We start from the raw sequence: 25,524 nt of genomic DNA, 5'->3' as shown, positions 1-25,524 counted from the left end.
TGAAGTCTATATCGTCCGGAAGGGCCTCATCGCGAGCAAGCTCGCTCCCACATTGGATTTGTGGCGTTCACAAAACCCTGTGGGAGCGAGCTTGCTCGCGATGCGCGAAGCGCAGGCTTCTACTTCTTCAGGTCTTCGGCGCCTTGCAGCGGTTCATCACCCAGCAGTAGATCCTTGTCATGGCTGACCTGTTCTTCTTCGAACATGCGCCAGGTCTTGTCGTCCTGTACGCCCAGCAGTTCTACAAAGCGGCGACCGTCGACCTTGTCGTTCAACTGGCCAATGTAGCGGCCCTGTTCGGTTTCGCTGCGTGCCAGGGTGATCTTGCGATCCTTCTCCGGCTGGGTCGGCGAGATCAGGTTCAGCTCCAGGGTTTTCGGTTGGCTGTTGCCGCTCAGGCGCAGGTCGACTTCACCGGTCACGTCGTCCAGATGAACGCTGGCGCGCAGCAGCAGGGTCTGCGCCAGCAGTTCGCGGTCGAGGGAGCGGTTGATGCCTTTGCCGGCCTCGTAATAGTTGTCGTTGACCAGGTTGTCCGGGTTTTTCACTGCGATCGTCACCATGGACAACGTCAGGGTCACGGAACACGCCAGGATGGCGATGATGATCCACGGCCAAAGGTGCTTGTACCAAGGACTTGCGGCATTTGCTGCGGGCATGATCACTTCTCTCAACGAACTTGTGGGCCGATGAACCGGCTCTTGGCTTCAATGTGGACGCTGTCGTCATCGGCATCCTTGAGGATGAATTTCACCTCGTTGGTGCTCGATGGCAGTTTTTCCGGTGCGCTGGACAGTTCGACCGGCTGGCTGAAAATCTCTCCGGCGGCGACCTTAATCTCGCGCTTGCCTTGCAGCTTGAGGTCCGGCAGGCCAGCGGCTTCGAGCACGTAGGTGTGGTCGCGCTGATCCTTGTTCATGATCTTCAGGCTGTAGACGTTTTCGATCCGGCCTTCGGCGTTCTCGCGGTACAGCACACGGTCCTTGCTGACGTCGAAACCAACCAGCGAACGCATGAAGAACGCGGTCATCAGCAAGGCAATCATCGCCAGCAGCACCGTGGCGTAGCCGATCAGGCGCGGGCGCAGTTTATTGGTTTTTTGCCCGGACAGGTTGTGCTCGGTGGTGTAGCTGATCAGGCCGCGCGGGTAATCCATCTTGTCCATGATGCTGTCGCAGGCATCGATGCAGGCCGCACAGCCGATGCATTCGACTTGCAGGCCGTCGCGGATGTCGATACCGGTCGGGCAGACCTGGACGCACATGGTGCAGTCGATGCAGTCGCCCAGGCCCATGGCCTTGTAGTCGACGCCTTTCTTGCGCGGGCCGCGGCTTTCACCACGGCGCGGGTCGTAGGAAACGATCAGGGTGTCTTTGTCGAACATCACGCTCTGGAAGCGCGCGTACGGGCACATGTAAATGCACACCTGCTCGCGCAACCAGCCGGCATTGCCGTAGGTGGCGAGGGTGAAGAAACCGACCCAGAAATACGACCAACCGTCGGCTTCACCCGTGAAGAAGTCGATGGTCAGCTCGCGGATCGGCGAGAAGTAACCGACGAAGGTCATGCCGGTCACGAAGCCGATCAACAGCCACATCGTGTGTTTGCTGAATTTGCGCAGGAATTTGTTGGCGCTCATGGGCGCTTTGTCGAGCTTGATGCGCTGGTTGCGGTCGCCTTCGGTGACCTTCTCGCACCACATGAAAATCCAGGTCCAGACACTCTGTGGGCAGGTATAGCCGCACCAGACCCGCCCGGCGTACACGGTAATGAAGAACAGGCCGAAGGCGCTGACGATCAAGATCCCCGAGAGCAGGATGAAGTCCTGAGGCCAGAAGGTTGCGCCAAAGATGAAGAATTTGCGCTCCGGCAGGTTCCACCATACGGCCTGATGGCCACCCCAGCTCAGCCAGACCGTACCGAAATACAGCAGAAACAGCCCGGCACCGCCCATCATTCGCAGGTTGCGGAACAGGCCGGTAAAGGCGCGGGTGTAGATTTTTTCTCGAGAGGCGTAGAGGTCGACGCTGTTGTTCGCGTTCTTGGCAGGGGTAACGTCGTGTACCGGAATCTGATTGCTCATCATTGCATCCCACGGCAGTGGAAAAATGCCTCGGTCAGTACGTGCCGACCGCGGTCAAAAAGAGGTGTTGCAGTGGCGTAATGATACGCCTGTCGCTCTAGGTCAAGGGTGCGACCTTTGGTCACGTTGGTGGAAATCATCTGGCGGTGTAATGACTTGAATCAATTGACTTGTGAATTATGGACGGTTTTCGAGGGCGACGAACTCATTCGTCCCACGGATTGATCAGCGCAACGCCGCTGGATTGAAAATCGCTGATGTTACGGGTGACCACTGTGAGGCCATGAACCAGTGCAGTCGCTGCGATTAGGGCGTCGCTTTCATTGGCACGGTCCGGAACATGCAAACTGGCACACCGTAGCGCCACGGCGGCATCGACCGGCAAGATTCTGGCATCAAAGGCCGGTATGACGTGTCGCTTCAACCAAGTGCGCAATACCTTCCCCTGAACGGGATCACGACGCTCCATCCGTAGAACCCCTGTCTCCAGTTCCTTCAAGGTAATGGCCGAAATAAACATACGTGGCGCGATAACACTTTTAGCCCAGGCGACGACGTTTGCATCAGCCTGGGGTTTGCGCAGTTCAGAAATCACGTTGGTGTCGAGTAGAAACATCAGGACAGGTCCACGGGTCGATGAATGATCACGGCACGCTCGGTTTCGAACTCGATGTCTGCCGCTTCCGGCATCACTAACAGTTCGACAATGCTGGCGTTGATGCCGGTCAGTTTTTGGTAGTCCTCAATGCTTAGCAGTACGTGAGCTGGCTTGCCACGGTCGGTGATGATAACCGGGCCCTGGCGCGTGGCTTTTTTGGCACTACTTGTGTCCTGATTGAATTCACGGCTGGAAATGGTGGTGATGGCCATCGTGGATGTCCCCCTGAAAGTGCTTTGTAGAAACGTTACTACTCGGCAAGTTGATGCGCAATCTCGGAGGCGCGCAGTGGAGCACCGTTGGTCGCTACAGCGCAGGCCATAAGCGGCCGAAACCAAAACGGCCCCGCCAATTCACATTGGCGGGGCCGTTTTTTGTTGCATCAAGCGTTTGCCTTACTGGGCGTCCGCCACTGGCGCTTTCTCACCGTGAGAGAGGCTGTAGACGTATGCGGCCAGCAGGTGAACCTTGTCGTTGCCTTGCAGCTGTTCTTGCGCAGGCATCTGGCCCTGACGGCCGTAACGGATGGTCTGCTGCAGTTGAGCGAAGCTCGAACCGTAGATGAACGCTGCCGGGTGGGTCAGGTTAGGTGCGCCCATTGCTGGCGTGCCTTTGCCTTCCGGACCGTGGCACACCGCGCAGTTGGCGGCGAACAGCTTCTGCCCGGCTACCGGGTCAGCCTTGGTGCCTTCCGGCAGTTTGCGGCCATCGAGGTTGGTCAGTACGAACGCGGCAACGTTCGCAACGCCTTGCTCGCCGATCACTTCTGCCCAGGCCGGCATCACAGCGTGACGACCGCCCATGATGGTGGTCTTGATGGTTTCCGCTTCGCCGCCCCAGCGCCAGTCGGCGTCGGTCAGGTTAGGGAAGCCATAAGCGCCCTTGGCATCGGAACCGTGGCAGACCGAGCAGTTGGAGGCGAACAGGCGGCCACCCATCTTCAGGGCTTGCGGGTCCTTGGCAACTTCTTCAATCGGCATGGAAGCGAACTTGGCGAAGATCGGGCCGAACTTGGCGTCCGACTTGGCCATTTCCTTTTCCCACTCGTGAACGCCGGTCCAGCCGCTCTGGCCGTTGGCGAACGCGGTCTGCTTTTCGTTATCGAGGTAGTTGTAGCCCGGCAACAGGCCTTTCCAGTTACCCAGGCCCGGGTACAGCACCAGGTAGCCCAGGGCGAAGATGATGGTGCCCACGAACAGCATGAACCACCATTTCGGCAGTGGGTTGTCGTACTCCTCGATCCCGTCGAAGGAGTGGCCAACCGTTTCTTCGGTGGCTTCGCTGCGCTGGCCCTTGCGGGTGGACAGCAGCAGCCAGGTCAGGGCGAAGATCGTGCCGAGACTGAGGACTGTGACGTACAGACTCCAGAACGTAGTCATTCTTTGTTACTCCTAGAAGCTTGCTCGACGTGCTTGATGGCTTCGGGATCATCCGCGAAAGGCAGCAAGGTCGCGTCTTCAAACTCCGACTTGCGCTTGGGGCTGAATACCCACAACGCCAGACCGATGAAGGCCACCATCACAACAACGGTGCCCAGGCCACGAATCATCCCGATATCCATCTAAATCACCGTTTGCTTTTGATGATGGTGCCCAGGCCTTGCAGATAGGCCACCAGCGCGTCCATTTCGGTTTTGCCCTTCACAGCATCCTTGGCGCCGGCGATGTCTTCGTCGGTGTAAGGGACGCCGAGCGTGCGCAAGACTTCCATTTTCTTGGCGGTGTCTTTGCCGTCGAGCTTGTTTTCCACGAGGAACGGGTAGGCCGGCATTTTCGACTCAGGCACCACGTTGCGCGGGTTGTACAAATGCGCACGCTGCCAGTCATCAGAGTAACGACCGCCAACACGGGCCAGGTCCGGACCGGTACGCTTGGAACCCCACAGGAACGGGTGGTCCCAGACGCTTTCACCGGCGACCGAGTAGTGGCCGTAACGTTCGGTTTCAGCACGGAACGGGCGGATCATCTGCGAGTGGCAGCCGACACAACCGTTGGCGATGTAGATGTCGCGGCCTTCCAGTTCAAGGGCGGTGCGAGGCTTCATGCCTTCGACCGGCTTGTTGGTGACGTCCTGGAAAAACAGCGGAACGATCTGGGTCAGGCCGCCGATGCTGACGGCGATAACCATGAAGAAGGCCAGCAGGCCAATGTTCTTCTCGACTGCTTCATGCTTCATCAGTGAGCTCCAACTACAGCAATCTGTTCAGCAGCTTTGGCTTCAGCCGGGTTCGAGGCACGTACAGTACGCCATACGTTGTAGGCCATGAACAGCATGCCGCTGGCGAAGAACGCACCGCCCAGGGCGCGAACGATGAAACCAGGATGGCTGGCTTGCAGCGCTTCAACGAACGAGTAGGTGAGGGTGCCGTCGTCGTTGATTGCACGCCACATCAGACCCTGGGTGATGCCGTTGACCCACATCGAAGCGATGTACAGCACGGTACCGATGGTCGCGAGCCAGAAGTGCGTGTTGATCAGGCCGATGCTGTGCATCTGCACACGACCGAACAGTTTCGGGATCATGTGGTAGATGGCGCCGATCGAGATCATCGCTACCCAGCCCAAGGCGCCGGCGTGTACGTGGCCGATGGTCCAGTCAGTGTAGTGAGACAGCGAGTTGACGGTCTTGATGGCCATCATCGGGCCTTCGAAGGTCGACATGCCGTAGAAGGCCAGCGACACAACGAGGAAGCGCAGGATCGGGTCGGTGCGCAGCTTATGCCAGGCGCCCGACAGGGTCATCATGCCGTTGATCATGCCGCCCCAGCTTGGTGCCAGCAGGATGATCGACATCGCCATGCCCAGCGACTGAGCCCAGTCCGGCAGTGCGGTGTAGTGCAGGTGGTGCGGACCGGCCCAGATGTACAGTGTGATCAGCGCCCAGAAGTGCACGATCGACAGGCGATAGGAGTAGATCGGACGCTCGGCCTGCTTCGGAACGAAGTAGTACATCATCCCCAGGAAGCCGGTGGTCAGGAAGAAACCGACCGCGTTGTGGCCATACCACCACTGGATCATCGCGTCAGTCGCACCGGCGTAGGCCGAGTAGGACTTGAAGAAGCTGACCGGCAGGGAAGCGTGGTTGACGATGTGCAGCATCGCCGTCACAACGATGAAAGCGCCGTAGAACCAGTTACCCACATAGATGTGCTTGGTTTTGCGCTTGGTGATGGTGCCGAAGAACACCAGACCGTAAGTAACCCAGACGATGGCCAGCAGAATAGCCAGGGGCCATTCCAGTTCCGCGTATTCCTTGGTGGTGGTGTAACCCAGCGGCAAGGTAACGATCGCGCCGACGATCACCGCTTGCCAACCCCAGAAGGTGAAGGCGGCGAGGCTGTCGGAAATCAGTCGCGTTTGGCAGGTTCGCTGCACGACGTAATAAGAAGTGGCAAACAGAGCACAACCACCGAAGGCGAAAATCACCAGGTTGGTGTGCAACGGGCGTAAGCGTCCAAAAGTCGTCCACGGCAGACCGAAGTTCAATTCCGGCCATACAAGCTGTGAGGCGATGAAGACACCAAGCCCCATGCCAAGGATCCCCCAGACCACCGTCATGATGGCGAACTGGCGGACTACCTTATAGTTATAAGCAGTCGGACTGATTGCTGTGCTCATTCTAAGGTTCCACGGTTTGGGTGTTTTATTAGGAGTAAAAATCGGCCGCAAGTATGGAGAAAGCGGGGGGTCATTGCAACGCGCCATGACCTGGGTCAATGCTTTCAAAAGCTGATTCTGCGGCCTTTCCATGCGCCGCGTAGGGACAAAATTGCCCAAGGGCAAAATGTCGCAGCAGACGAAAATGGTGAGGGGGTCAGGTCGGATGTAACGGGGTGTGTTCAAACACAACGATCGGGTGACAGATGGCAATTGGCACGACAGCCGGTATCTACCAGCCTTTGCGGCTTGTCATCGAGCAGATTCGTCGAACACATCGGGTTGGGTCGACCTGGAACCGGCTCATGCCAGTCCGCATCGGGGAAGCTTAGACCCGAATCTGGGGAACCGAAAGGAGGACTAGCGGAGGGGTGCGACACTTGGTCGCAAAGGGGCAGGGAACTGCCGCATCCGGGAGAATGCGGCAGCAGAGCGGTCGAGATTTATTCGTGTTTGCCTTCAGCCTGCAAACGCTCGGTGCTCAGCCCATGAGACAGGCTGTAAACGTAAGCGGCCAGCAATTGCACCTTGTCGTTGCCGAGCAGTTCGTTCTGCGCCGGCATATGGCCCTGACGGCCATGGCGAATGGTCTGTTGCAGCTGCGCCAGGCTTGTACCGTAGATAAAGCCGGCCGGTTGCGTTAGATTCGGCGCGCCCATGGCTTCAGTGCCCTGGCCGTTTGCTCCATGACAGGCTACGCACATAGTGCTGAACGCTTGCTGTCCGGCGTGCAGGTCAGCACCGCTTTCGGCAGGCAACGGCAGACCGGCCAGGTCGTGGCGCACATATGCCGCGACGTTCTTCACGCCGGCATCACCGAGGATTTCACCCCAGGCCGGCATCGCGGCCATGCGACCACCCATGATCGTGGTTTTGATGGTGTCGGCGTTGCCGCCCCAGCGCCAGCTGTTGTCAGCCAGGTTGGGGAAACCAAAAGCGCCCTTGGCATCCGAGCCGTGGCAGACCGCGCAATTGGAGGCAAACAGGCGACCGCCCATTTTCAACGCTAGCGGGTCCGCCGCCACTTCTTCCACGGGCATCGCCGCGAATTTGGCGAAGATCGGCCCGAACTTCGCGTCCGCCTTGTTCATCTCCTTTTCCCACTCGTGGACGCCGGTCCAGCCGTCCTCGTAACCCGGCAGAATGCCTTTCCAGTTGCCTAGGCCGGGGTAAAGCAACAGATAACCTACGGCGAACACCAGCGTGCCGGCGAACAGCATGAACCACCACTGCGGCAGCGGATTGTCGTACTCCTCGATGCCGTCGAAGCTGTGGCCCATGGTCTGGTCGACGCTGCCCTTGGTTTCGCCCTTGCGGGTGCCGATCAGCAGCCAGGTCAGGCCGATCAGGCTGCCGATGGTCAGTACGCAGATCCACGTACTCCAGAAGGTGGTCATGGCCGGGTACTCCTTGTTTCAGGTTCTTGGGTGGCGTCATCGGGTAGCGGTTCATCGGCGAACGGCAGCAAACGCGCTTCGGCGAATTCCGGATTGCGCTTGCCGTTGAACACCCACAGCGTCAGGCCGACGAAGGCCATGAACACCACGACCGTGCCCAGGCCGCGGATCATTCCACTGCTCATTACGCTTAGTATTTCAAAGGGCATGGCCATGGCTCACCTCTTGCTCTTGATGGATGTGCCGAGCACTTGCAGGTAAGCGACCAGTGCGTCCATTTCGGTTTTGCCTTTGAGCGAAGCCACGCTGCCGGCGATGTCATCGTCGGTGTACGGCACGCCCAACGTGCGCATGGCGCGGATCTTGGTTTCGGTGTGGCTGCTGTCGAGTTGATTGGCCACCAGCCATGGATAGCCGGGCATTTTCGATTCCGGCACCACGTTGCGCGGGTTGTACAAATGCGCGCGGTGCCAGTCTTCGGAGTAGCGACCGCCGACCCGGGCCAGGTCCGGACCGGTACGTTTCGAGCCCCACAGGAACGGGTGATCCCAGACACTTTCACCGGCCACCGAGTAGTGGCCGTAGCGTTCGGTCTCGGCACGGAACGGACGGATCATCTGCGAATGGCAACCGACGCAGCCTTCGCGGATGTAGATGTCGCGACCTTCCAGTTGCAGCGCGGTGTAGGGCTTCATGCCTTCCACCGGTTTATTGGTCACGTCCTGGAAGAACAGCGGGACGATCTGGGTCAGACCGCCAATGCTCACGGCCAGCACCATCAACAACATCAGCAGGCCGACGTTTTTCTCGATTGTTTCGTGTTTCATGGCGGCCTCCTCAGGCGATCTGCGCAGCAGCGGCGACTTCGGCAGGTTGCGAGGCCCGAACGGTGCGCCAGGTGTTGTAGGCCATCAGCAACATGCCGCTGAAGAAGATCGCACCGCCTACCAATCGCACGACGAAGCCTGGGTGGCTGGCCACCAGGGTTTCGACGAAGGAGTAGGTCAGCGTGCCGTCTTCATTGACTGCGCGCCACATGAGGCCCTGGGCGATGCCGTTGACCCACATCGAAGCGATGTAGAGCACGGTGCCGATGGTGGCGAGCCAGAAGTGCGCGTTGATCAGGCCGATGCTGTGCATCTGCGTGCGGCCAAAGATTTTCGGGATCATGTGGTACAGCGCGCCGATCGAGATCATCGCGACCCAACCGAGGGCGCCGGCGTGAACGTGGCCGATGGTCCAGTCGGTGTAGTGGGAGAGGGCGTTGACCGTTTTGATGGCCATCATCGGCCCTTCGAAGGTCGACATGCCGTAGAACGCCAGCGAGACCACGAGGAAGCGCAGGATCGGGTCGCTGCGCAACTTATGCCAGGCGCCCGAGAGCGTCATCATCCCGTTGATCATCCCGCCCCAGCTCGGTGCCAGCAGGATCAGCGACATCACCATGCCCAGCGACTGTGCCCAGTCCGGCAGCGCGGTGTAGTGCAAGTGGTGCGGACCGGCCCAGATGTACAGGGTGATCAGCGCCCAGAAGTGCACGATCGACAAGCGATAGGAATACACCGGACGCTCGGCCTGTTTCGGCACGAAGTAGTACATCATCCCGAGGAAACCGGCGGTGAGGAAAAAGCCTACGGCGTTGTGCCCGTACCACCACTGAACCATGGCATCAGTCGCACCGGCATACACCGAGTAGGACTTGGTGAAACTCACCGGCAGCTCAAGGTTGTTGACGATGTGCAGAATCGCCACGGTGATGATGAACGCACCGAAGAACCAGTTACCGACGTAGATGTGCTTGGTCTTGCGCTGCATGATCGTGCCGAAGAACACCACGGCGTAGGCGACCCAGACGATGGTGATCAGGATGTCGATCGGCCATTCCAGTTCGGCGTATTCCTTGGAACTGGTGTAACCCAGCGGCAGGCTGATAGCCGCCAGCAGGATCACTACTTGCCAGCCCCAGAAGCAGAACGCGGCAACTGCGGGAGCATATAAGCGGGTCTGGCAAGTCCTTTGTACGGAGTACAACGAACTGGCGAACAGGGCGCAACCGCCGAAGGCGAAGATCACTGCGTTGGTGTGCAACGGGCGCAAACGCCCGAAGCTGGTCCACGGCAGATTGAAGTTGAGTTCAGGCCAGAGCAATTGAGCCGCGAGAAAAACCCCGAGCCCCATACCGACGATGCCCCACACCACCGTCATAATGGCGAATTGGCGGACCACCTTGTAGTTGTAGGCGGTACTGATAGAAGTGTTCATGGTTCCCCATCCACGGTTCAGCCGAAGTGAAGGCCTGTCTTTGCGAGTAAGCCGCACGGCAGACGCTCCCTTCGCCTGGAGTTATAGGCAGACTAAAAGCGAGGCAAGCATGGACAAAGAGCACAAGGCCAGTATTGACGGGGATCAATGGGCGCGGTGTGTGCGGGATCATGGATGGTTGTGGAATGCCGCCTCAGCGCCGGCCTCGACGACGTTGATTCTCGCCCATGGCGCCGGTGCGCCGATGGACAGCGGCTGGATGAACGACATGGCTGCGCGCCTTGCTGCATCTGGGATCAACGTGCTGCGCTTCGAGTTTCCGTACATGGCGCAACGGCGTCTTGATGGCGGCAAACGTCCACCGAACCCGGCACCGAAACTGCTGGAATGCTGGCGTGAGGTCTATGGCGTGGTGCGACGCCATGTCGCTGGGCGTCTGGCCATTGGCGGCAAGTCCATGGGCGGGCGGATGGCGAGTCTTTTGGCGGATGAACTAAAGGCCGATGCGTTGGTGTGCCTCGGGTATCCGTTTTATGCGGTGGGGAAACCGGAGAAGCCTCGGGTTGAGCATTTGGCCGCGCTTCAGACGCCGACGTTGATCGTGCAGGGCGAGCGGGATGCGTTGGGGAATCGCGAGGCCGTCGAGGCTTACACGTTGGCACCAAGTATCGAGGTGTTCTGGCTGGTGGCGGGGGATCATGATTTGAAGCCGTTGAAGGCTTCCGGGTTTACCCATGAGCAACATCTGGAGGCTGCGGCGCAGAAGGTGTCCGAGTTTCTGCAGTGAAGTTTGCGGCGTTGGGCAGGGCCTCATCGCGAGCAAGCTCGCTCCCACATTTTGATTTGTGATGTGAATCAGATCTTCATCCGCTGCAAATCCCCTGTGGGAGCGAGCTCGCTCGCGATAGCAATCTTTCAGGCACCATAACTTTCAACAAGGCAATAAAAAACCCGGAAGCTTCCGCCGTCCGGGTTCTTTGATTCCAGCAACAATCAGCGGTTAAACCGCTCCACCAACGAATACTGAGTATTCGCTGTCTTCGTCAGCTCTTCACTCAACAACGCCGAGTGTTGAGCCTGTTCCGAAGTCTGATCCGCCAGGTGCGAGATGTTGCTGATGTTGCGGCTGATTTCCTCGGCAACAGCACTTTGCTCTTCAGTCGCAGCAGCAATCTGTGTAGTCATGTCGGTGATGTTGGCCACCGCTTCGCTGATCCCCACCAGTGCTTGATCCGCTTCCAATACCCGCGCGACACCTTCTTCGGCCTGGCGATGGCCAGCCTCCATGGTCTGCACCGCAGTGCTGGCGGTTTGCTGGAGTTTGGCGATCAAAGCATGGATCTGCCCGGTGGATTCGCTGGTGCGTTGCGCCAGTTGACGGACTTCGTCAGCCACTACCGCAAAGCCACGACCCATTTCACCGGCACGGGCCGCTTCGATAGCCGCGTTCAACGCCAGCAGGTTGGTTTGGTCGGCGATGCCTTTGATCACATCGACCACGCCACCGATTTCGTCGCTGTCCTTGGCCAGTTGGGTCACGGTCAGGCCGGTTTCACCGACCACCACCGACAGGCGCTGGATGGCTTCGCGGGTTTCCCCGGCGATGTCGCGACCGCGACCGGTCAGGCGATTGGCTTCTTGAGTCGCATCGGCCGTGCGCTGCACGTGGCTGGCGACTTCCTGAGTGGTGGCGGCCATCTGATTGACGGCGGTGGCCACTTGCTCGGTTTCGACGCGTTGGCGTTCCAGGCCGGTGGAGCTGCTGTGAGCCAGGGTGTCGGACTGTTTCGCTTGCTCACTCAGGTGCTCGGCGGTGTCCTGCAGACGGGTCAGGCAGGTTTTCAGGCGGGCTTCCTGGCTGAGGATCGACATCTCCAGGCGCGCCTGAGCGCCGCGACTGTCGGTGTACATCTGCGCGATCAGCGGGTCGGAGGTGGTTTGCCCGGCCAGGACCAGCAAGCGCTTGAGACCACGTTGTTGCCAGCTCAACCCCAACAGACCCAATGGCACCGACAGGCCGGCGGCCAACGCAAAACCCCATTGGGAATTGAGCGACGCACCGATCATGAAGCTTAGTTGGCTGACGAGGATGAACGGCAGCCAGTCCTGAAGCACCGGCAGCCATTTGTCCGTTGAAGGAATCGCCGACTTGCCCTGGTTGATGCGTTGATAGAGCGCTTCGGCACGGCGGATCTGCTCGGCGGTGGGTTTGACCCGCACCGATTCGTAACCGACCACCTGATTGCCTTCGAAAACCGGCGTGACATAGGCGTTAACCCAGTAGTGATCACCGGTCTTGCAGCGATTCTTGACAATGCCCATCCATGGCAAGCCTTGTTTCAGTGTGCCCCACATGTGCGCGAACACTGCGGCCGGGACGTCAGGGTGACGGACCAGGTTATGCGGCGCACGGATCAGATCTTCACGAGAATACCCACTGATCTCGACGAAAGCGTCGTTGCAGTAGGTGATCACGCCCTTGGCATCGGTGGTGGAAATCAACCGTTGCTGAGCCGGGAAGGTCCGTTCGCGTTGTGTAATAGGCTGGTTGTTACGCATGGCTTTTCAATCCGCAAGGCTTTCAGAAGTTGTCGGCTGCGCCGCGAATTTATTGAATTCTTTTTTATAAATCGGACGAGGGTCTCAAATTTGCGGCAGTGCGCTGAAAAGGCCGGCCCGCCCAGTGGTTGAGCTATTCAGGTTTCCCTCAGGAGACTGGGCGCGTATGATTCGCCGCTGTTTTATGTAGGACGTTGGCTGGGTACAAGCAGGATTTAGCGACACGACTGTCATAAAGTGTCGCCGGTGCTCCAGCATTTAAATTAATGGAAGTTGATTGTTGCCCAGCCTTTGAAAAAAGGCCGGGTATGAAAAGGGCTCGTAGCAATGCGTAAAAAAGTTGCAATCATTGGGACGTCGTTCCGTTTTCCTGGCTCTACTTCCGCAACTTTTTGGCCGCACCTGTTAGACCAGCGGAGCTTCATCACCGAAGCAGATTTTTCTCGCTGGTCCAAAGACGAGTTCCTGCACCCGGACAAGGCCAACCCGGCAACGTCCTATACGTTCGCGTCTGGCTCGCTTGGAGATATCTCCACCTTCGACGCAGGCTTTTTCAATATTTCTCCGCGCGAAGCCGCGATCATGGACCCTCAGCAACGTCTGTTGCTCGAGCTCGGCTGGGAAGTGTTCGAGAACGCTGGCGTCAAGCCTTCGAGCCTGCGCGGCAGCGATTGTGGCGTTTACCTGGGCATTGCCAGCGTCGATTACAGCTACAGGTTGGCGCATGACTTGTCGGCGATCGAAGCGTCCACCGCCACGGGCAACACCTTCAGCATTGCGGCCAACCGGCTCTCTTATTTCTACGACCTGCAAGGTCCGAGCATGGCCATCGACACGGCGTGCTCGTCTTCTCTGATTGCGTTTCACCAGGCGTGCCAGGCGATTCAGAACGGTGATATTGAACAGGCGCTGGCCGGTGGTATCAGCCTGCACCTTCATCCGTTCGGCTTCCTGATTTTTTCCAAGGCGTCGATGCTCTCGCGCACAGGCCAATGCCATGTGTTCGATGAATCCGCCGACGGTTATGTCCGGTCCGAAGGGGCGGGTCTGTTCTATCTGAAGGATTACGACAAGGCGGTCGCGGACGGTAACCAGATCCTGGCCGTAGTAGCCGGCACCGCGGCGAACACCGATGGCCACAAGTCGAGTCTGACTGTACCGAGTGCCGAGGCGCAGATTGCACTGATGACACAGGCTTATGCTATAGCCGGCATCGACGCCACGCAGATCGATTACCTTGAGGCGCACGGCACCGGCACACCGGTCGGCGATCCGATTGAAAGCCGCGCCATTGGCGAAGCGCTCGGCCAGCAACGCCCTGCCGACCAGCCGCTGCTGATCGGCTCGATCAAAAGCAACATTGGCCACCTTGAAGCCGCGTCCGGCGTTGCCGGTTTGATGAAGGCGCTTTTCTGCGTGATTAAACGCCAGGTGCCGGCCACCATCGGCATCACCAGGCTCAATCCGAATATCCCGTTCGCCGACCTCAACTTGCAGGTCGTCACCGAAACCCAGGCACTCAAGCCCACCGGCAAACTAGTGGTCGGGATCAATTCGTTCGGTTTTGGTGGTGCGAACGCGCACGTTATTCTGGAAAGTCCACCGCAGGCCGATGAGGCACCAGCCTCGACCGATCACCCTGTGCCGCTGATTGTGTCGGCCAAGGACAGCGCAGGTCTGGCCGCTCAGTCGGAGCAGTTCGCGGAGTTTTTGTCAGAGTCCGGCGAGGGAAGCCTTTACGACGTTGCCTATCAGTCACTGGTGCGTCGCGACGTGCACCCGCAGCGGGTCGTGGTGTTTGGCGCCGATGCTCAACACAGTGCTCAGGCACTGCTCGATTTTGCGACAGATCCCGGGGTGCCAACCCTGTCGGCGGTGCTCGAAAGCGGTCTGGCGCTGGAGCAACCGAAAGGCCCGGTGTTCGTTTATTCCGGTAATGGCTCGCAGTGGCAAGGCATGGGCAAGTCGTTGCTCGCCGACCCGGTGTTCCATCAGGCCGTGGCCGAGGTGGACGCCATTTTCGAACCGCTGGCGGGTTACTCGCTGCGGGCGGAACTGGCCGGCGACAATGGCGAAGACCGCTATCAATTGACCGAGATTGCTCAACCGGCGCTGTTTGCATTGCAGGTCGGTATCACGCGGATGCTGGCCGCAAAAGGTGTGCTTCCGATGGCTGTCACCGGGCACAGCGTGGGTGAAGTCGCCGCCGCCTGGGCCTGCGGTGCGCTGACCCTCAAGGACGCCACGCGGGTTATTTACCACCGCAGTCGCTTGCAAGGATTGACCACAGGCAGCGGGCAAATGTCGGCGGTCGGTCTCAGCGGCGAAGACACCGCCAGCCTGCTGCAAACGCTCAACCTGCACCACGATCTGGTGGTCGCCGGTGAGAACAGCTTCAAGGGCGCCACCGTCGCCGGTCCGCAAGCCGCACTGGACGTTCTGGAACAAGCGCTGACCGAGCGTCAGGTCTTCGTTCGGCGTTTGGGCCTCGATTACGCGTTCCACTCGCCGGCCATGGACGTGATCCGCGATGCGCTGATCGACGTGTTGAGCGATGTGGTACCGGGGCCGTCGCGCATTCCGATGTATTCGACCGTGACCGGTGACGAACTGGCCGGTGAGCGACTGGACGCCGAGTACTGGTGGCAAAACATCCGCTTGCCGGTACTGTTCCAGTCCGCCACCGAAAAGCTCGCCGAGCAGGGCTATAACGTGTTCGTGGAAGTCGGTCCGCACCCGATTCTGCGTTCGTACGTGGCCGACGCGCACAGCCGTCAGGAACGGCAAGCCGTCGTGATCGCGACGAATCTGCGTGGCGAAGAAACCCCGCAGCTAATCGACCGCACCGTGGCCAAAGTCTTGATCGCCGGCGTGGACATTCAGCTGGACTGCCTGTTCCCGCACACCGGTCGATTCGTGCAGTTGCCTAATTACGCCTGGCAACGCGAGCGTCACTGGCACCCGGAAACACCCGAATCTTCCGGTCACCTTCAGCGCGAGCGCGTTCATCCACTGTTGGGCTATGCGCTGCCCGGGCATGAACTGACCTGGGACAATCGCCTGGACACCCAGCTGTTCCCATCGCTGGGCGACCACATGGTCGGCGACGCGGTGTTGTTCCCTGGCGCCGGTTTCACCGAAGTCGCGCTGGCCGCTGCATTGCAGTATCAGCCGGGCGAGTACGTGGAAATCGAAGAGCTGGAAATCCACAGCCCGCTGTTGCTGCATGCCGATTCCAGCAAGAAAGTCCGAGTGGTGGTCGACAGCACCGACGGTGCGCTGTCCATTGTTTCGCGCAGCACGGCCCAGGCCGAACCGTGGGTTCAGCATGTGATCGCCAGATTTCCTGGCGAAGCCCGCGGCGGTTTGCTCGCCGGCACCGCGCCGGCCTTGCCGAGCCGCGCACCGGACTTCACCTCGGCGGATCATCTGGCGTTGACCCGTGCGGTCGGTCTCAATTACGGCCCGGCCTATCAGGCGGTGACAGACGGCTGGATCGACGACAATCAAGTGTTGGCGCGGCTCACCGTTCCGAGCCTGATCGAGGCGGAACTCACGAGCCTGCATTTGCACCCGGCATTGCTCGACAGTGCTTTCCAGTTGATCACCCAACTGTTGAGCAGCGACGCCAGAAGCCGTAAGGGCCTGGCGTTCATACCGGTCAAACTCGGACGTATCGCGTTCGCGGCGGGCAGCCTGCCGCCGTGCCTGGCTCAGGTCCGGCTAGTGCGCCGTTCGGAACATTCGCTGTTGGCAGACTTCACCCTGTACGACGCCGAAGGCCGTGCGGTCATCTGCATCAAGGATGCGCGTTTCCGCGGTGTGCGCCTGCACAAGGATCGCAGCGGCGATCTGAAACTGGTGGACTTCGTCGGGATTGCCAAACCCTATCCCGTCGCTGGCCCTCGTTCGCCGCTGACGGGCTCGCTGTTGGGCGCGACCTTGCAGCAACAGGTTGCCGCGATTGCGAACGATCCGGCGCTGGTCCGTTATGCCGATGAAATCGACCCGCTGCTCGACAACCTGTGCGGCAGTTTCCTGTGGGAAGCTATCGAGCAACTTGGCGGTGAACTCACGCTGCAGCAGCGTTCGAGCTGGGGCCCGGAGGCGCACGCGCTCTCGGGTTACCTCGATCATTTGCTGGCGCTGGCGGTGGAAGAGGGCAGCCTCGTCCTGACCACTGAAGGCAGCTGGCAAGTGGCCGATCAAGGCGAGCGTGCGAGCGCGCAAGACATTTGGCAGGAACTGTTCCGCAGTTATACCGAACACTTCCAGATCATTCATTCGGTCGGTCGTATCGGCGTGCACCTGCTGGCGCTGTTGAGCGGGCAAGTGAGCATCGCGCAACTACTGCCACGGGAAACCTCGCCGGCGCTATTGGCCCGTCAGGTGCTCGGCGCCGCCGGCTATCACGCCTTGCTCGGCAGCCTGCGCGCGCACATCACCGAACGCCTGGCCGTGCTGCCTGACGGCCAGCGTCTGCGTATTCTCGAGCTGGGTTTTGACGGTGTGCCATTGGCCGCCGACCTCGCGGCGACGCTGGACTTCGACCGCATCGACTATCAGTACTGCGCGGAAAACATTGATCAGGTGTCGATGCTCCAGGCGGACTTTGCCCACCTGCAGATCATGACCTTGGGCGATTTCGCGCAATTGCCACAGGTACCGGGCAACGATTTCGACCTGGTGCTGGTCACCACTGACCTGGCGCCGCTGGAGGCGGTCAACCAAGGCCTGCAACACGTGGCGACACGGCTTTGCGCTCACGGTGAACTGCTGTTGTTGGCGCAACACCCCGCGCGTTGGGCGGACTTTACCTTCGGCGCACAACCGTCCTGGTGGCTGGCCGGGTACGGACAGCAAAGGCTGTCGGCGCAGCAGCGTCCAGGTTTCTGGCAACAGGAATTGCAGCGTCATGGCCTAGCCGTGTCCGAGCCGTTGGAGCTGATCCCTCACACGGCTTCCGGCAGCTACTGGTTGGTGGCGGCTGCGCACACACCGAAATCCCTTAAAGTTGACGCTGAACCTGCGCGCCAGAACTGGTTGCTGGTGGCCAGCGAACAGGGGGCGGACGCGCCATTTGCCCGCGCCTTGGCCTCGACCTTGTGCGAGCATGGCCAGGACGTTGCGCTGCTGGCCCCGGATTCTGCCGCCGGGTTGGCGGATCAATTGCGTCTGACCGGCGCCGCACCGCACCACGTGGTGATGCTGGCCGGCCTGTTCGCCACGCAAGGGTTGGAGGCTCAGGCTGACCGTTGCATGCTGGCCGCCGCGATCACTCAGGCCTGTGAGGCCGTAGGTATCGCGCCGGATTGCTGGTTGCTGACCTCCGGCGCCGCCGTTCATTTGCTGCCCCTTGGCGCTCGAACCGAAAGCACCGTGCAAGGGCTGGCCGATGCAGCCTTGTGGGGCTTCGGTCGAACCTTGGCCAACGAGGCCGTCGGTTGCCGCGTGCGCCTGCTCGACCTGGCCACCGACGCCGGTGTCGAAGCACTGCTGCCAGCGCTGTTACAGGCCGACGGTGAAACCGAACTGGCGATCAGCGCCGCTGGTGATCGCTACGTCGCCCGTTTGCGCATCCAGCCCAATGACGTGCCGGGTGACACGCTCCAGCATGCGCCCGCCCAGGTCAAACTTGGCTTTGATTTACCGGGTCAGCTGCGCAATTTGCGTTGGGAGGCCCGACCACCGCTGGTACCGGCCGGTGATGAACTGGACATCGAAGTCCAGGCCACCGGTTTGAACTTCCGGGACGTCATGTATGCCCTGGGTCTGCTCTCCGATGAGGCCATTGAAAATGGATTTTCGGGTCCGACCCTGGGCTTTGAGTTCGCCGGTGTGGTTTGCGGTAAAGGCGCGTTGGTCGAGGGAGATTTCCAACCGGGCGACCGCGTCGTCGGGTTCGGTCCGTCGAGCTTCGCCAACCGTCTGGTGACCAATGCCAACGCCGTCGCGCGCATTCCCGAAGGCATGTCGTTCGAAGCGGCAGCAACCATTCCGAGCACGTTCTTCACCGTCTATTACGCGGTGCATTACCTGGCGCGGCTGGAGCCTGGCGAGAAGATCCTGATCCACGGCGCGGCCGGTGGTGTGGGCATCGCCGCCATCCAGATCGCCAAATGGTGCGGCGCCGAAATTTACGCCACGGCCGGCAGCGACGAGAAGCGCGACTTCCTGCGCCTGCTCGGCGTCCAGCACGTGTTCGACTCCCGTTCGCTGGCGTATGCCGACGACATCCTGGCAATCACCGATGGCCGGGGTGTGGACGTGGTGCTCAACTCGCTGGCGGGCGAGGCGATCAACCGCAACCTGAGAGTGCTCAAACCGTTCGGGCGTTTCCTCGAGCTGGGCAAGCGCGATTTCTATCAGAACACCAAGATTGGCCTGCGGCCGTTCCGCAACAACATCAGCTACTTCGGCATCGATGCCGATCAGCTGATGAGCGAGCGTCCGCAGCTGACCCGCCGGTTGTTCAGCGAAATGATGGGTCTTTTCCAGGACGGCTTCCTGACGCCGCTGCCATACCGCGCCTTCGATGCCAATGAAGTCGTCGAAGCGTTCCGCTACATGCAGCAGGCGCGGCAGATCGGCAAGATCGTCGTCACCTATCGCACACCGATTCAGAATGTCTTCAGCGCACCGGTGGCTCAGCCGCCAGCGTTGCAGCTGTCGGCCGATGGCGCCTACCTGGTCACCGGTGGTCTCAGCGGATTTGGCCTGCGCACCGCGCAATGGCTGGTGGAAAAAGGCGCTCGCCATCTGGTGTTGCTGGGTCGCCGTGGCGCCGCCACCGAAGAAGCGCAGCCGATGCTCGCGGTCTGGCGCGAGCAGGGCATCGAGGTTCAAGCGCTGGCGTGCGACATCACCGACGCCGCGCAACTGAAGTCGGTCATGGCGCGCATCGAAGCCGGTGACCAGCCGTTGCGCGGTGTTGTGCACGCGGCCACGGTGTTCGACGACGGGCTGATTCGCAACCTGACCCAACAACAAGTGCAACGGGTGCTTGAGCCCAAGGCCAAGGGGGCGCAATACCTGCACGAAATGACCGCGCACCTGACGCTGGATTTCTTCGTGCTGTTTTCCTCGGCAACCACGTTATTCGGCAACCCGGGCCAAGCCAACTACGTAGCGGCCAACCATTGGCTCGAAGCCTTGGCCCGCCATCGCCTGGCCCTGGGTTTGCCCGCGACCAGCGTGTTGTGGGGAGCCATTGACGATGCGGGCTTCCTCGCGCGCAACGAGGACATCAAAGACGCCCTGCAAAGTCGCATGGGCGGCTCGGCGTTGCTCTCGCAAGTGGCGCTGGACACCCTCGAGCGATTGCTCTTGCAGCAACGATCCGGGCTCGGCGTGCTGGAGCTGGACTGGAAAGCGCTGTCGCGTTTCCTGCCGGCGGCGAACACGCCGAAGTTCAGCGAACTGGCCCGTCTCAATGGCGGTGAACAGGACGAGGAGAGCGACGTCGACGACATCCAGCGTTTGCTGGTCGAGCTGGATGAACAGGAACTGACGGAGCTGTTCGGTGAAATGCTCAAACAGGAAATCAGCGAAATCCTGCGCTTGCCCGCCAACAAACTCGACATTACCCGCCCGCTGCAAGAATTGGGGCTGGACTCATTGATGAGTGTCGAGCTGGTGGTCGCGGTCGAGGAACGGTTCGGGATTCGCCTACCGGTGATGGAACTGAGCGAAACCTCCAGCATCGCCAAATTGACCGGGCGGATTCTCGAACTGCTGCGTGGCAACCAGGAGCATGACGCGCCGCAGAACAGCGCCGACACGCTGCAATCGCGGGCGGCCGATGCGCTGTCGCGTCACGGCGCGGAGCTGTCCCGGGAGGACATTGCGCAATTGAGCGATGGCCTCAATGGCCAGGATTCCAACCTCACTCGTTTGATTAACTGATTCGGACTATGGCCAATAAATCCACACCCGGGCTTGCTGCCTCGATGAAAGACAAGCTGATCCAGCAAGCTCTGGAGCGGCGCCTGCGCCAGACGACTAATGTCGCGCCAGGGCCTTCGCTGGAGAGCGTGAACGGTGCGGCGCACAGCGTGTCGGAACAGTTTTATCGTTTCGATCAGCACCCCGGCTATCAGCAGTTGCGGATCATGCTCGACGGCGCGGCGCGTTTCGGGCTGACCAATCCGTTCTTCAAATTGCATGAAGGCCTGGCGGGCGCGGAAACCGTGATCCAGGGCGCCCGTTATGTGAATTACGCCAGCTACAACTACCTGGGTTACTCCGGACACCCGGCGGTGACAGCGGCGGCGAAAGCGGCCATCGATCACTACGGGACGTCGGTGTCCGCCAGCCGTCCGGTCTCGGGCGACCGGCCGATCCACCGTGAGCTGGAGCGCGAGCTGGCCGACCTGTACGAAGTGGAAGACGCCATTACGTTTGTCAGCGGTCATGCGACCAACGTGACGACCATCGGTTACCTGTTCGGCCCGCGGGATTTAATCCTGCATGACGAACTGATCCACAACAGCGTGCTGCAAGGTGTGCAATTGTCCGGCGCGCGACGCCTGAGTTTTGCGCACAACGACTGGGAAGCCCTCGACCGGGTGCTGAGCGATCAGCGCCAGCATTTCGAACGCGTGCTGGTGGTGCTTGAAGGCATCTACAGCATGGACGGTGATTACCCGGACTTGCCGCGTTTTGTCGAGCTGAAGAAAAAACACAAGGTGTTTTTGATGGTCGATGAGGCGCACTCGCTGGGTGTCATGGGGCAGACGGGCAAAGGCATCCGCGAACACTTCGGCCTGGACGGCGGTGACGTGGATATCTGGATGGGCACCTTAAGTAAAAGCCTGGCCAGTTGTGGCGGCTACATTGCCGGCGAGGCGGCGCTGGTCGAGCACTTGAAGTTTCTTGCGCCGGGTTTTTTGTACAGCGTCGGCATGCCTGCACCGGTGGCCGCCGCGGCGCTGGCCGCCTTGCGTTGCCTGCGTGAAGACCGTGAGCGGGTGGCGACGCTTCAGGCGCGGGGCCAACAATTTTTGCAGTTGGCCAAAGAGGCGGGCCTGGACACCGGCACCAGCACGGGGCTGGCGGTGATCCCGGTGATTACCGGCAGCTCGCTCAAAGCCACGCAATTATCCTGGGCCTTGTCGCGTCGAGGCATCAACGCCCAGCCGATCCTGCACCCGGCCGTGCCGGAGAAAGCGGCCCGTGTCCGGTTCTTCGTGTCGTGCCTGCACACGCCGGAGCAAATCGCCGAAACCGTCAGTGCCGTGGCGCAGGAACTGCAAAAGTTATAGGCCGAGCATGCCCTTGAGGTAGCGTCGGATCTGCCGATAACGCGCGCAGCTGTCGAGCAGGCCAGTCTCGGGACACGCACTGTGTTCCGGGCTGCAGGGCATACCGCGAACGTGCACCAGTCGCTGCACATCTGCGTCGAGCCCCATTTTCCGCTGCCGGGCTACTGAATGGTGCGGTCTGCGATCCACCACCAGCGAGGCCGGTGCGCGGCGTCCCGGTGCCTGCAAAACGTGCGGACTGATGCGCCACAGCGGTACGCCGTGCGCCTCGGCACGCTGGTGCAAATCAGCCGCTTCACCGGCAACCCACACCAGCAGTTTGCCGTCCTCGCGAGCCACTTGCGTCATCAGCTCGGTGTTGTCACGGGTGAACTTCACCCGGCCCCAGCGGCTGTTGAGAAAGCTGCGGATGGCCGGTTGTTGGTGTCGGGGCACGCCGAGCACCGTCAGTGAGCCGGCAAATTGCGCATCCTGATGTTTTTGCCGGGCCAGCTGACGGGCCACGGTCATGACGTCGCAACGCTGATCGGTCAACGGATCAACGTAGCGGCAATAGCGGATGTAGGCCGCAGCGACCAGCTGCTCAAGGGTCGGTCGTGCCTGCCGGCGCGGGATGGCAAGACGGTCGTCGGTCAAACCCCAGCCGGCATAGAAGGGCAGCCCGAAGCACGTCACCGGCACGCCCTGAATCAGGGCTTCGAGCCCGGCCTGGCTGGTGGCGATGTACACGCGCGCGGCCCGCCGTGCCAGCGAAGCCCAGGACACAGGGCGACTTTCCAACGTCACCCCGCGCTCCTTCGCCGCGTCGAGCAAGCAGCTTTTTTTGTGCCCGCTCATGCAGTCCGGATGAATCCGTACGCGAACGTCGGCACCGGGGTTTTCCGCCAGTGCGGCATCGAGCATGCGGATGAAATCCGCCTCGCACAAACCGCCGCCCGGAATCGAAAAGTCGCCGTAGGTTTGATCCACCACCAGCACCAGCGGCGTGTTCCGACCTAATGGGTCATCGTCGCTCAGGTCCGGGGTGTTGTTGTACTTGCCGATGCAACTGCTGCGCATCAGCGCAATCAGTTCGATGGCGGTGGCCAGTTCCTCGGCCGTTAGCTGCTGCGGTTGCTGGAGGATGTTTTCCAGCAGCGAAGGACGATCCGCCAGGTAGTGGATGCCGATCGGATCAACCACCATCGACATCGGCGTATCGCCCTCGACCCCGAGGGAGGAGGAGCGCAGAAAACCGTCCTCTAGTGCTATATAGGGAATGTCCCAGCGCTTGCACAGCACCCGGGCATGGTCTGACGAGCGCTTGTAGCCAATCCCGGAAATCGCCTTGAGCCCCTTGGGCTTTTTCGCGCCACGACGCCACAGCCACGACGGCTTGCCTTCGGGGTCGAGAAATTCGGTCAGGTGAAACACCCGCCACATGACCCATTGGGACATGATGCCGATCCAGCCCGGGCCTTCGACCAGCGATTGATTCATGTCGTCGCGCTTCATGGCTGGGGCTTCAGTGAGCGGCGCATGTTCACCACCGCAGGGAAGGGCAGTAACCGGCCGAGCCAATTCACGGGTGTGGTGCGCACCCGGACGAAACCTTGCTGGGTGTAGAGCCGTTGGGCGCCTTGATTTTTCACTTGAACCTCAAGCTCAACCCTGTCGTAGTCCGCTTGACGAGCCTGTTCGAATGTCTCTGTCAGCAGCGCGGTAGCAATGCCTTGATGGCGCGCCGGTTTGATCACCCGCAAGCCATACAGATAAAACCCGTAGTACCACTCGCGGCATTCAGTAATGACAAACAGCAGGTAGCGCACACTGCCGCGAAGCCGGCCGAACTCGCCCCGGAAGGGGCCGAAACCCGGCGAAAACGGCCCGCGCCGATGGTGCTTGAACGCGGCATAGCCGAGCGCAGTGGGGCCGCGATAGGCAATCAGAATCCGGTCCCAATTGATCGCCTGGGCCAGCAGCCGATAGCGGCAGGCTTCATCGCCGAGGATGAAGGCCAGCGAACCACGGCCCGAGGCGATCAGCCGCGCGATCGCCTCGTCGCGCTCCGGCAAGCGGGAGCCGAGGACGATCCGCAGCGGCTCGCAGGCATTCTCAGTCATGGAGGGCGGTCTGGGCCTGGCTCAAAGGTTTGCTTGCAGCCTTGGTGCGACTCAACTGGTCGACGAACGTCCTGGCCAGGTGTTCGACTGCCAGTGACGTGGCCGCGCGGCTGCTGAACGCCTTGTTGGACCAGATGAAGTAGTCGGTATCGCCATCCGGCGCACCGAGTGCGGTATACACCTGGGGCAGAATCGGCACGTGGTCGCCAAAAAAGCACAGTCCGGTCGGGTTCGGTCGCGACATCAGGCACTCGCGCAATTGGCCCAGCATCCGGTCGGCATTGCTGACGTGCCGCAGGTACGGCGCCAGATCGCGCAGGCCATCGAGCAACGGGCGGTCGAACCAGGTCGGCAATTCGGCGGCGTCGACGGTTTCCAGGTGCAGCGGGCCGTGGTTTTCCATAGTCACGGCGTGGATGTACAACGGCTGAGTGCGGTTGCTGGCATTGAGCAGTTCAGTGATCTTGTCGGCCACAGCGCAATCGCCAATGAATGGCCCGGCTTTTTGCGAATCGTTAAAGCTGCGCAGGTCGATGAACTCGTCAAAGCCCAGCGCCGGCAGCACCTGATCGCGACCGTAAAAGCTGCCAGCGTACGGGTGAATGCACACGGTGCGGTAGCCCTTGCGTTTCATTTCGGCGGCAATGCTCGGCAACCCTTGGCGCGCCAGATGGCGATACGGATTGAAGCGGTGCACGCCGAGCTTGTCACCTGCAATCCCGGTCAGAAAGGCGAACTCGGTGCGCACAGTATTGGCGCCCCAGGCCGCGACTTGCAGGCGACCGTGTGCCAGCGCTTCACCGCGCAACACGTCGTAGTGACTCAACACCTGTTCGCGGATGCCCGGCCACAACCGGCGAATATCGAAAAACGACTCGCTCTGCACGGACACCAGATCCGGCAGCACAGTGCCCATCGTGGCGGGCGCCTGACGCGGATCGAGGGCGAACGGCGAGTGCAATTGGTCGATAGCGACCTTGCGTCGTGCTGCGCGAAAATAGGTCCACAAACTGGCGGCCAGACCCCAGCGGGTCAAATCCAGGCTGGCATCGTAAGTCGGTTGCAGTGGCTTGATGCCGCCGAGAATCAGCAACAGCACGGCGCTCGCCAACGTAGCGAGGCCAACGGGCAACGCCTGCGCAGCGGCAGGCTCGAAATACAGTCCGCACGCAAGATAGGCGACAAACGCCAGGGCCAGCACGATGGTTTTGCCGATGCCGAAGAAGGGTAGGTACAGGCGTGGAAAACGCACCGCGTCGCTGAAGTATTCAAAGTCCGCGCACACAAACGGTTCACGCAGCGAGTGATACTTTGCGTTGCTCACCATCACGATCAGCAGCCACAGGGCGAGGGCGTTCACCGCGCTGAAATAAGGGCGCCCGGTGATCGTGTACAGCACGGCCACCGAAAACAGCCACACCCCGGCATGCAGCAGCCAGCTGCGCAGTGGACGACGCAAGGTCGGGCGGGGAATCAGCAACGCTTCGAGCAGACAGGTCAGGACAAACCCGCCAACGATGACCCAGGTAAAAGGACTGTTCAAG

General features: G+C 60.6%; 19 protein-coding genes. 3 read left to right on the top strand and 16 right to left on the bottom strand.

What is annotated here, in order from left to right; translation table 11 throughout:
• Window positions 1-119 precede the first annotated feature (119 nt).
• The 12 genes from ACA079_RS22505 to ccoN (ACA079_RS22450) form a co-directional block, all read right to left on the bottom strand.
• Window positions 120-659 carry a FixH family protein gene (locus ACA079_RS22505; protein ID WP_123365412.1) on the bottom strand — a complete coding sequence of 180 codons (540 nt, stop codon included), beginning with the start codon at window positions 657-659 and terminating at the stop codon, window positions 120-122.
• 11 nt (window positions 660-670) lie between these two features.
• A complete protein-coding gene (gene ccoG / locus ACA079_RS22500) occupies window positions 671-2,083 on the bottom strand; it encodes a cytochrome c oxidase accessory protein CcoG (protein ID WP_033055652.1) in 1,413 nt (470 codons plus the stop codon).
• A 205-nt stretch (window positions 2,084-2,288) separates the two neighbouring features.
• The gene (locus ACA079_RS22495; protein WP_497700995.1) at window positions 2,289-2,699 is read right to left on the bottom strand and encodes a type II toxin-antitoxin system VapC family toxin; all 411 of its coding nucleotides are present in this window, start codon (window positions 2,697-2,699) and stop codon (window positions 2,289-2,291) included.
• Window positions 2,699-2,953 carry a type II toxin-antitoxin system Phd/YefM family antitoxin gene (locus ACA079_RS22490; RefSeq protein WP_497700994.1) on the bottom strand — a complete coding sequence of 85 codons (255 nt, stop codon included), beginning with the start codon at window positions 2,951-2,953 and terminating at the stop codon, window positions 2,699-2,701. The genes ACA079_RS22495 and ACA079_RS22490 overlap by 1 nt, the downstream gene beginning before the upstream one ends.
• A gap of 183 nt (window positions 2,954-3,136) precedes the next feature.
• Complete coding sequence (gene ccoP / locus ACA079_RS22485; RefSeq protein ID WP_415770252.1) at window positions 3,137-4,120, bottom strand: cytochrome-c oxidase, cbb3-type subunit III; 984 nt, start codon at window positions 4,118-4,120, stop codon at window positions 3,137-3,139.
• Entirely contained in the window at window positions 4,117-4,302 is a 186-nt protein-coding gene (locus ACA079_RS22480) for a CcoQ/FixQ family Cbb3-type cytochrome c oxidase assembly chaperone (RefSeq protein WP_003175465.1), read from the bottom strand. The genes ccoP (ACA079_RS22485) and ACA079_RS22480 overlap by 4 nt, the downstream gene beginning before the upstream one ends.
• 5 nt (window positions 4,303-4,307) lie before the next feature.
• Window positions 4,308-4,916 (bottom strand): cytochrome-c oxidase, cbb3-type subunit II, encoded by a 609-nt coding sequence (ccoO, locus tag ACA079_RS22475; protein WP_018925301.1) that lies wholly within the window; start codon window positions 4,914-4,916, stop codon window positions 4,308-4,310.
• Complete coding sequence (gene ccoN, locus ACA079_RS22470; protein ID WP_008157290.1) at window positions 4,916-6,358, bottom strand: cytochrome-c oxidase, cbb3-type subunit I; 1,443 nt, start codon at window positions 6,356-6,358, stop codon at window positions 4,916-4,918. The genes ccoO (ACA079_RS22475) and ccoN (ACA079_RS22470) overlap by 1 nt, the downstream gene beginning before the upstream one ends.
• A 482-nt stretch (window positions 6,359-6,840) precedes the next feature.
• Window positions 6,841-7,794, bottom strand: a complete 954-nt coding sequence (gene ccoP, locus ACA079_RS22465; RefSeq protein ID WP_497700993.1) for a cytochrome-c oxidase, cbb3-type subunit III — start codon at window positions 7,792-7,794, stop codon at window positions 6,841-6,843.
• Window positions 7,791-8,003 carry a cbb3-type cytochrome oxidase subunit 3 gene (locus ACA079_RS22460; protein ID WP_497704362.1) on the bottom strand — a complete coding sequence of 71 codons (213 nt, stop codon included), beginning with the start codon at window positions 8,001-8,003 and terminating at the stop codon, window positions 7,791-7,793. The genes ccoP (ACA079_RS22465) and ACA079_RS22460 overlap by 4 nt, the downstream gene beginning before the upstream one ends.
• A gap of 9 nt (window positions 8,004-8,012) precedes the next feature.
• Complete coding sequence (gene ccoO, locus ACA079_RS22455; RefSeq protein ID WP_150655306.1) at window positions 8,013-8,621, bottom strand: cytochrome-c oxidase, cbb3-type subunit II; 609 nt, start codon at window positions 8,619-8,621, stop codon at window positions 8,013-8,015.
• A 10-nt stretch (window positions 8,622-8,631) separates the two neighbouring features.
• Window positions 8,632-10,056: a cytochrome-c oxidase, cbb3-type subunit I gene (gene ccoN, locus ACA079_RS22450; RefSeq protein ID WP_497700992.1), complete on the bottom strand. Its 1,425-nt coding sequence runs from the start codon at window positions 10,054-10,056 to the stop codon at window positions 8,632-8,634.
• Window positions 10,057-10,165: 109 nt separating this feature from the next.
• On the opposite strand from ccoN (ACA079_RS22450), the gene ACA079_RS22445 reads away from it, so the two are divergent.
• A complete protein-coding gene (locus ACA079_RS22445; protein ID WP_497700991.1) occupies window positions 10,166-10,843 on the top strand; it encodes an alpha/beta family hydrolase in 678 nt (225 codons plus the stop codon).
• 206 nt (window positions 10,844-11,049) lie between these two features.
• On the opposite strand, the gene ACA079_RS22440 is transcribed toward ACA079_RS22445, so the two are convergent.
• Window positions 11,050-12,615 (bottom strand): methyl-accepting chemotaxis protein, encoded by a 1,566-nt coding sequence (locus ACA079_RS22440; RefSeq protein ID WP_497700990.1) that lies wholly within the window; start codon window positions 12,613-12,615, stop codon window positions 11,050-11,052.
• Window positions 12,616-12,942: 327 nt separating this feature from the next.
• Between ACA079_RS22440 and ACA079_RS22435 the strand changes: the two genes are divergently transcribed.
• Together ACA079_RS22435 and ACA079_RS22430 are read left to right on the top strand one after the other, a co-directional pair.
• Window positions 12,943-20,520, top strand: a complete 7,578-nt coding sequence (locus tag ACA079_RS22435) for an SDR family NAD(P)-dependent oxidoreductase (protein WP_497700989.1) — start codon at window positions 12,943-12,945, stop codon at window positions 20,518-20,520.
• Window positions 20,521-20,528: 8 nt separating this feature from the next.
• A complete protein-coding gene (locus ACA079_RS22430; RefSeq protein ID WP_497700988.1) occupies window positions 20,529-21,878 on the top strand; it encodes an aminotransferase class I/II-fold pyridoxal phosphate-dependent enzyme in 1,350 nt (449 codons plus the stop codon).
• Here the strand turns inward: ACA079_RS22430 and ACA079_RS22425 are convergent.
• The 3 genes from ACA079_RS22425 to ACA079_RS22415 are packed head-to-tail and all read right to left on the bottom strand — an operon-like array spanning window position 21,873 to window position 25,523.
• A complete protein-coding gene (locus ACA079_RS22425; RefSeq protein WP_497700987.1) occupies window positions 21,873-23,372 on the bottom strand; it encodes a capsular polysaccharide export protein, LipB/KpsS family in 1,500 nt (499 codons plus the stop codon). The genes ACA079_RS22430 and ACA079_RS22425 overlap by 6 nt on opposite strands.
• Window positions 23,369-23,980 (bottom strand): GNAT family N-acetyltransferase, encoded by a 612-nt coding sequence (locus ACA079_RS22420; protein ID WP_497700986.1) that lies wholly within the window; start codon window positions 23,978-23,980, stop codon window positions 23,369-23,371. The genes ACA079_RS22425 and ACA079_RS22420 overlap by 4 nt, the downstream gene beginning before the upstream one ends.
• Complete coding sequence (locus ACA079_RS22415; protein WP_497700985.1) at window positions 23,973-25,523, bottom strand: LTA synthase family protein; 1,551 nt, start codon at window positions 25,521-25,523, stop codon at window positions 23,973-23,975. The genes ACA079_RS22420 and ACA079_RS22415 overlap by 8 nt, the downstream gene beginning before the upstream one ends.
• Between the last annotated feature and the right edge of the window lies 1 nt (window position 25,524).

The organism is Pseudomonas sp. LBUM1645 (genome assembly GCF_059716185.1).
This window is presented reverse-complemented; position numbering and strand designations above follow the sequence as displayed.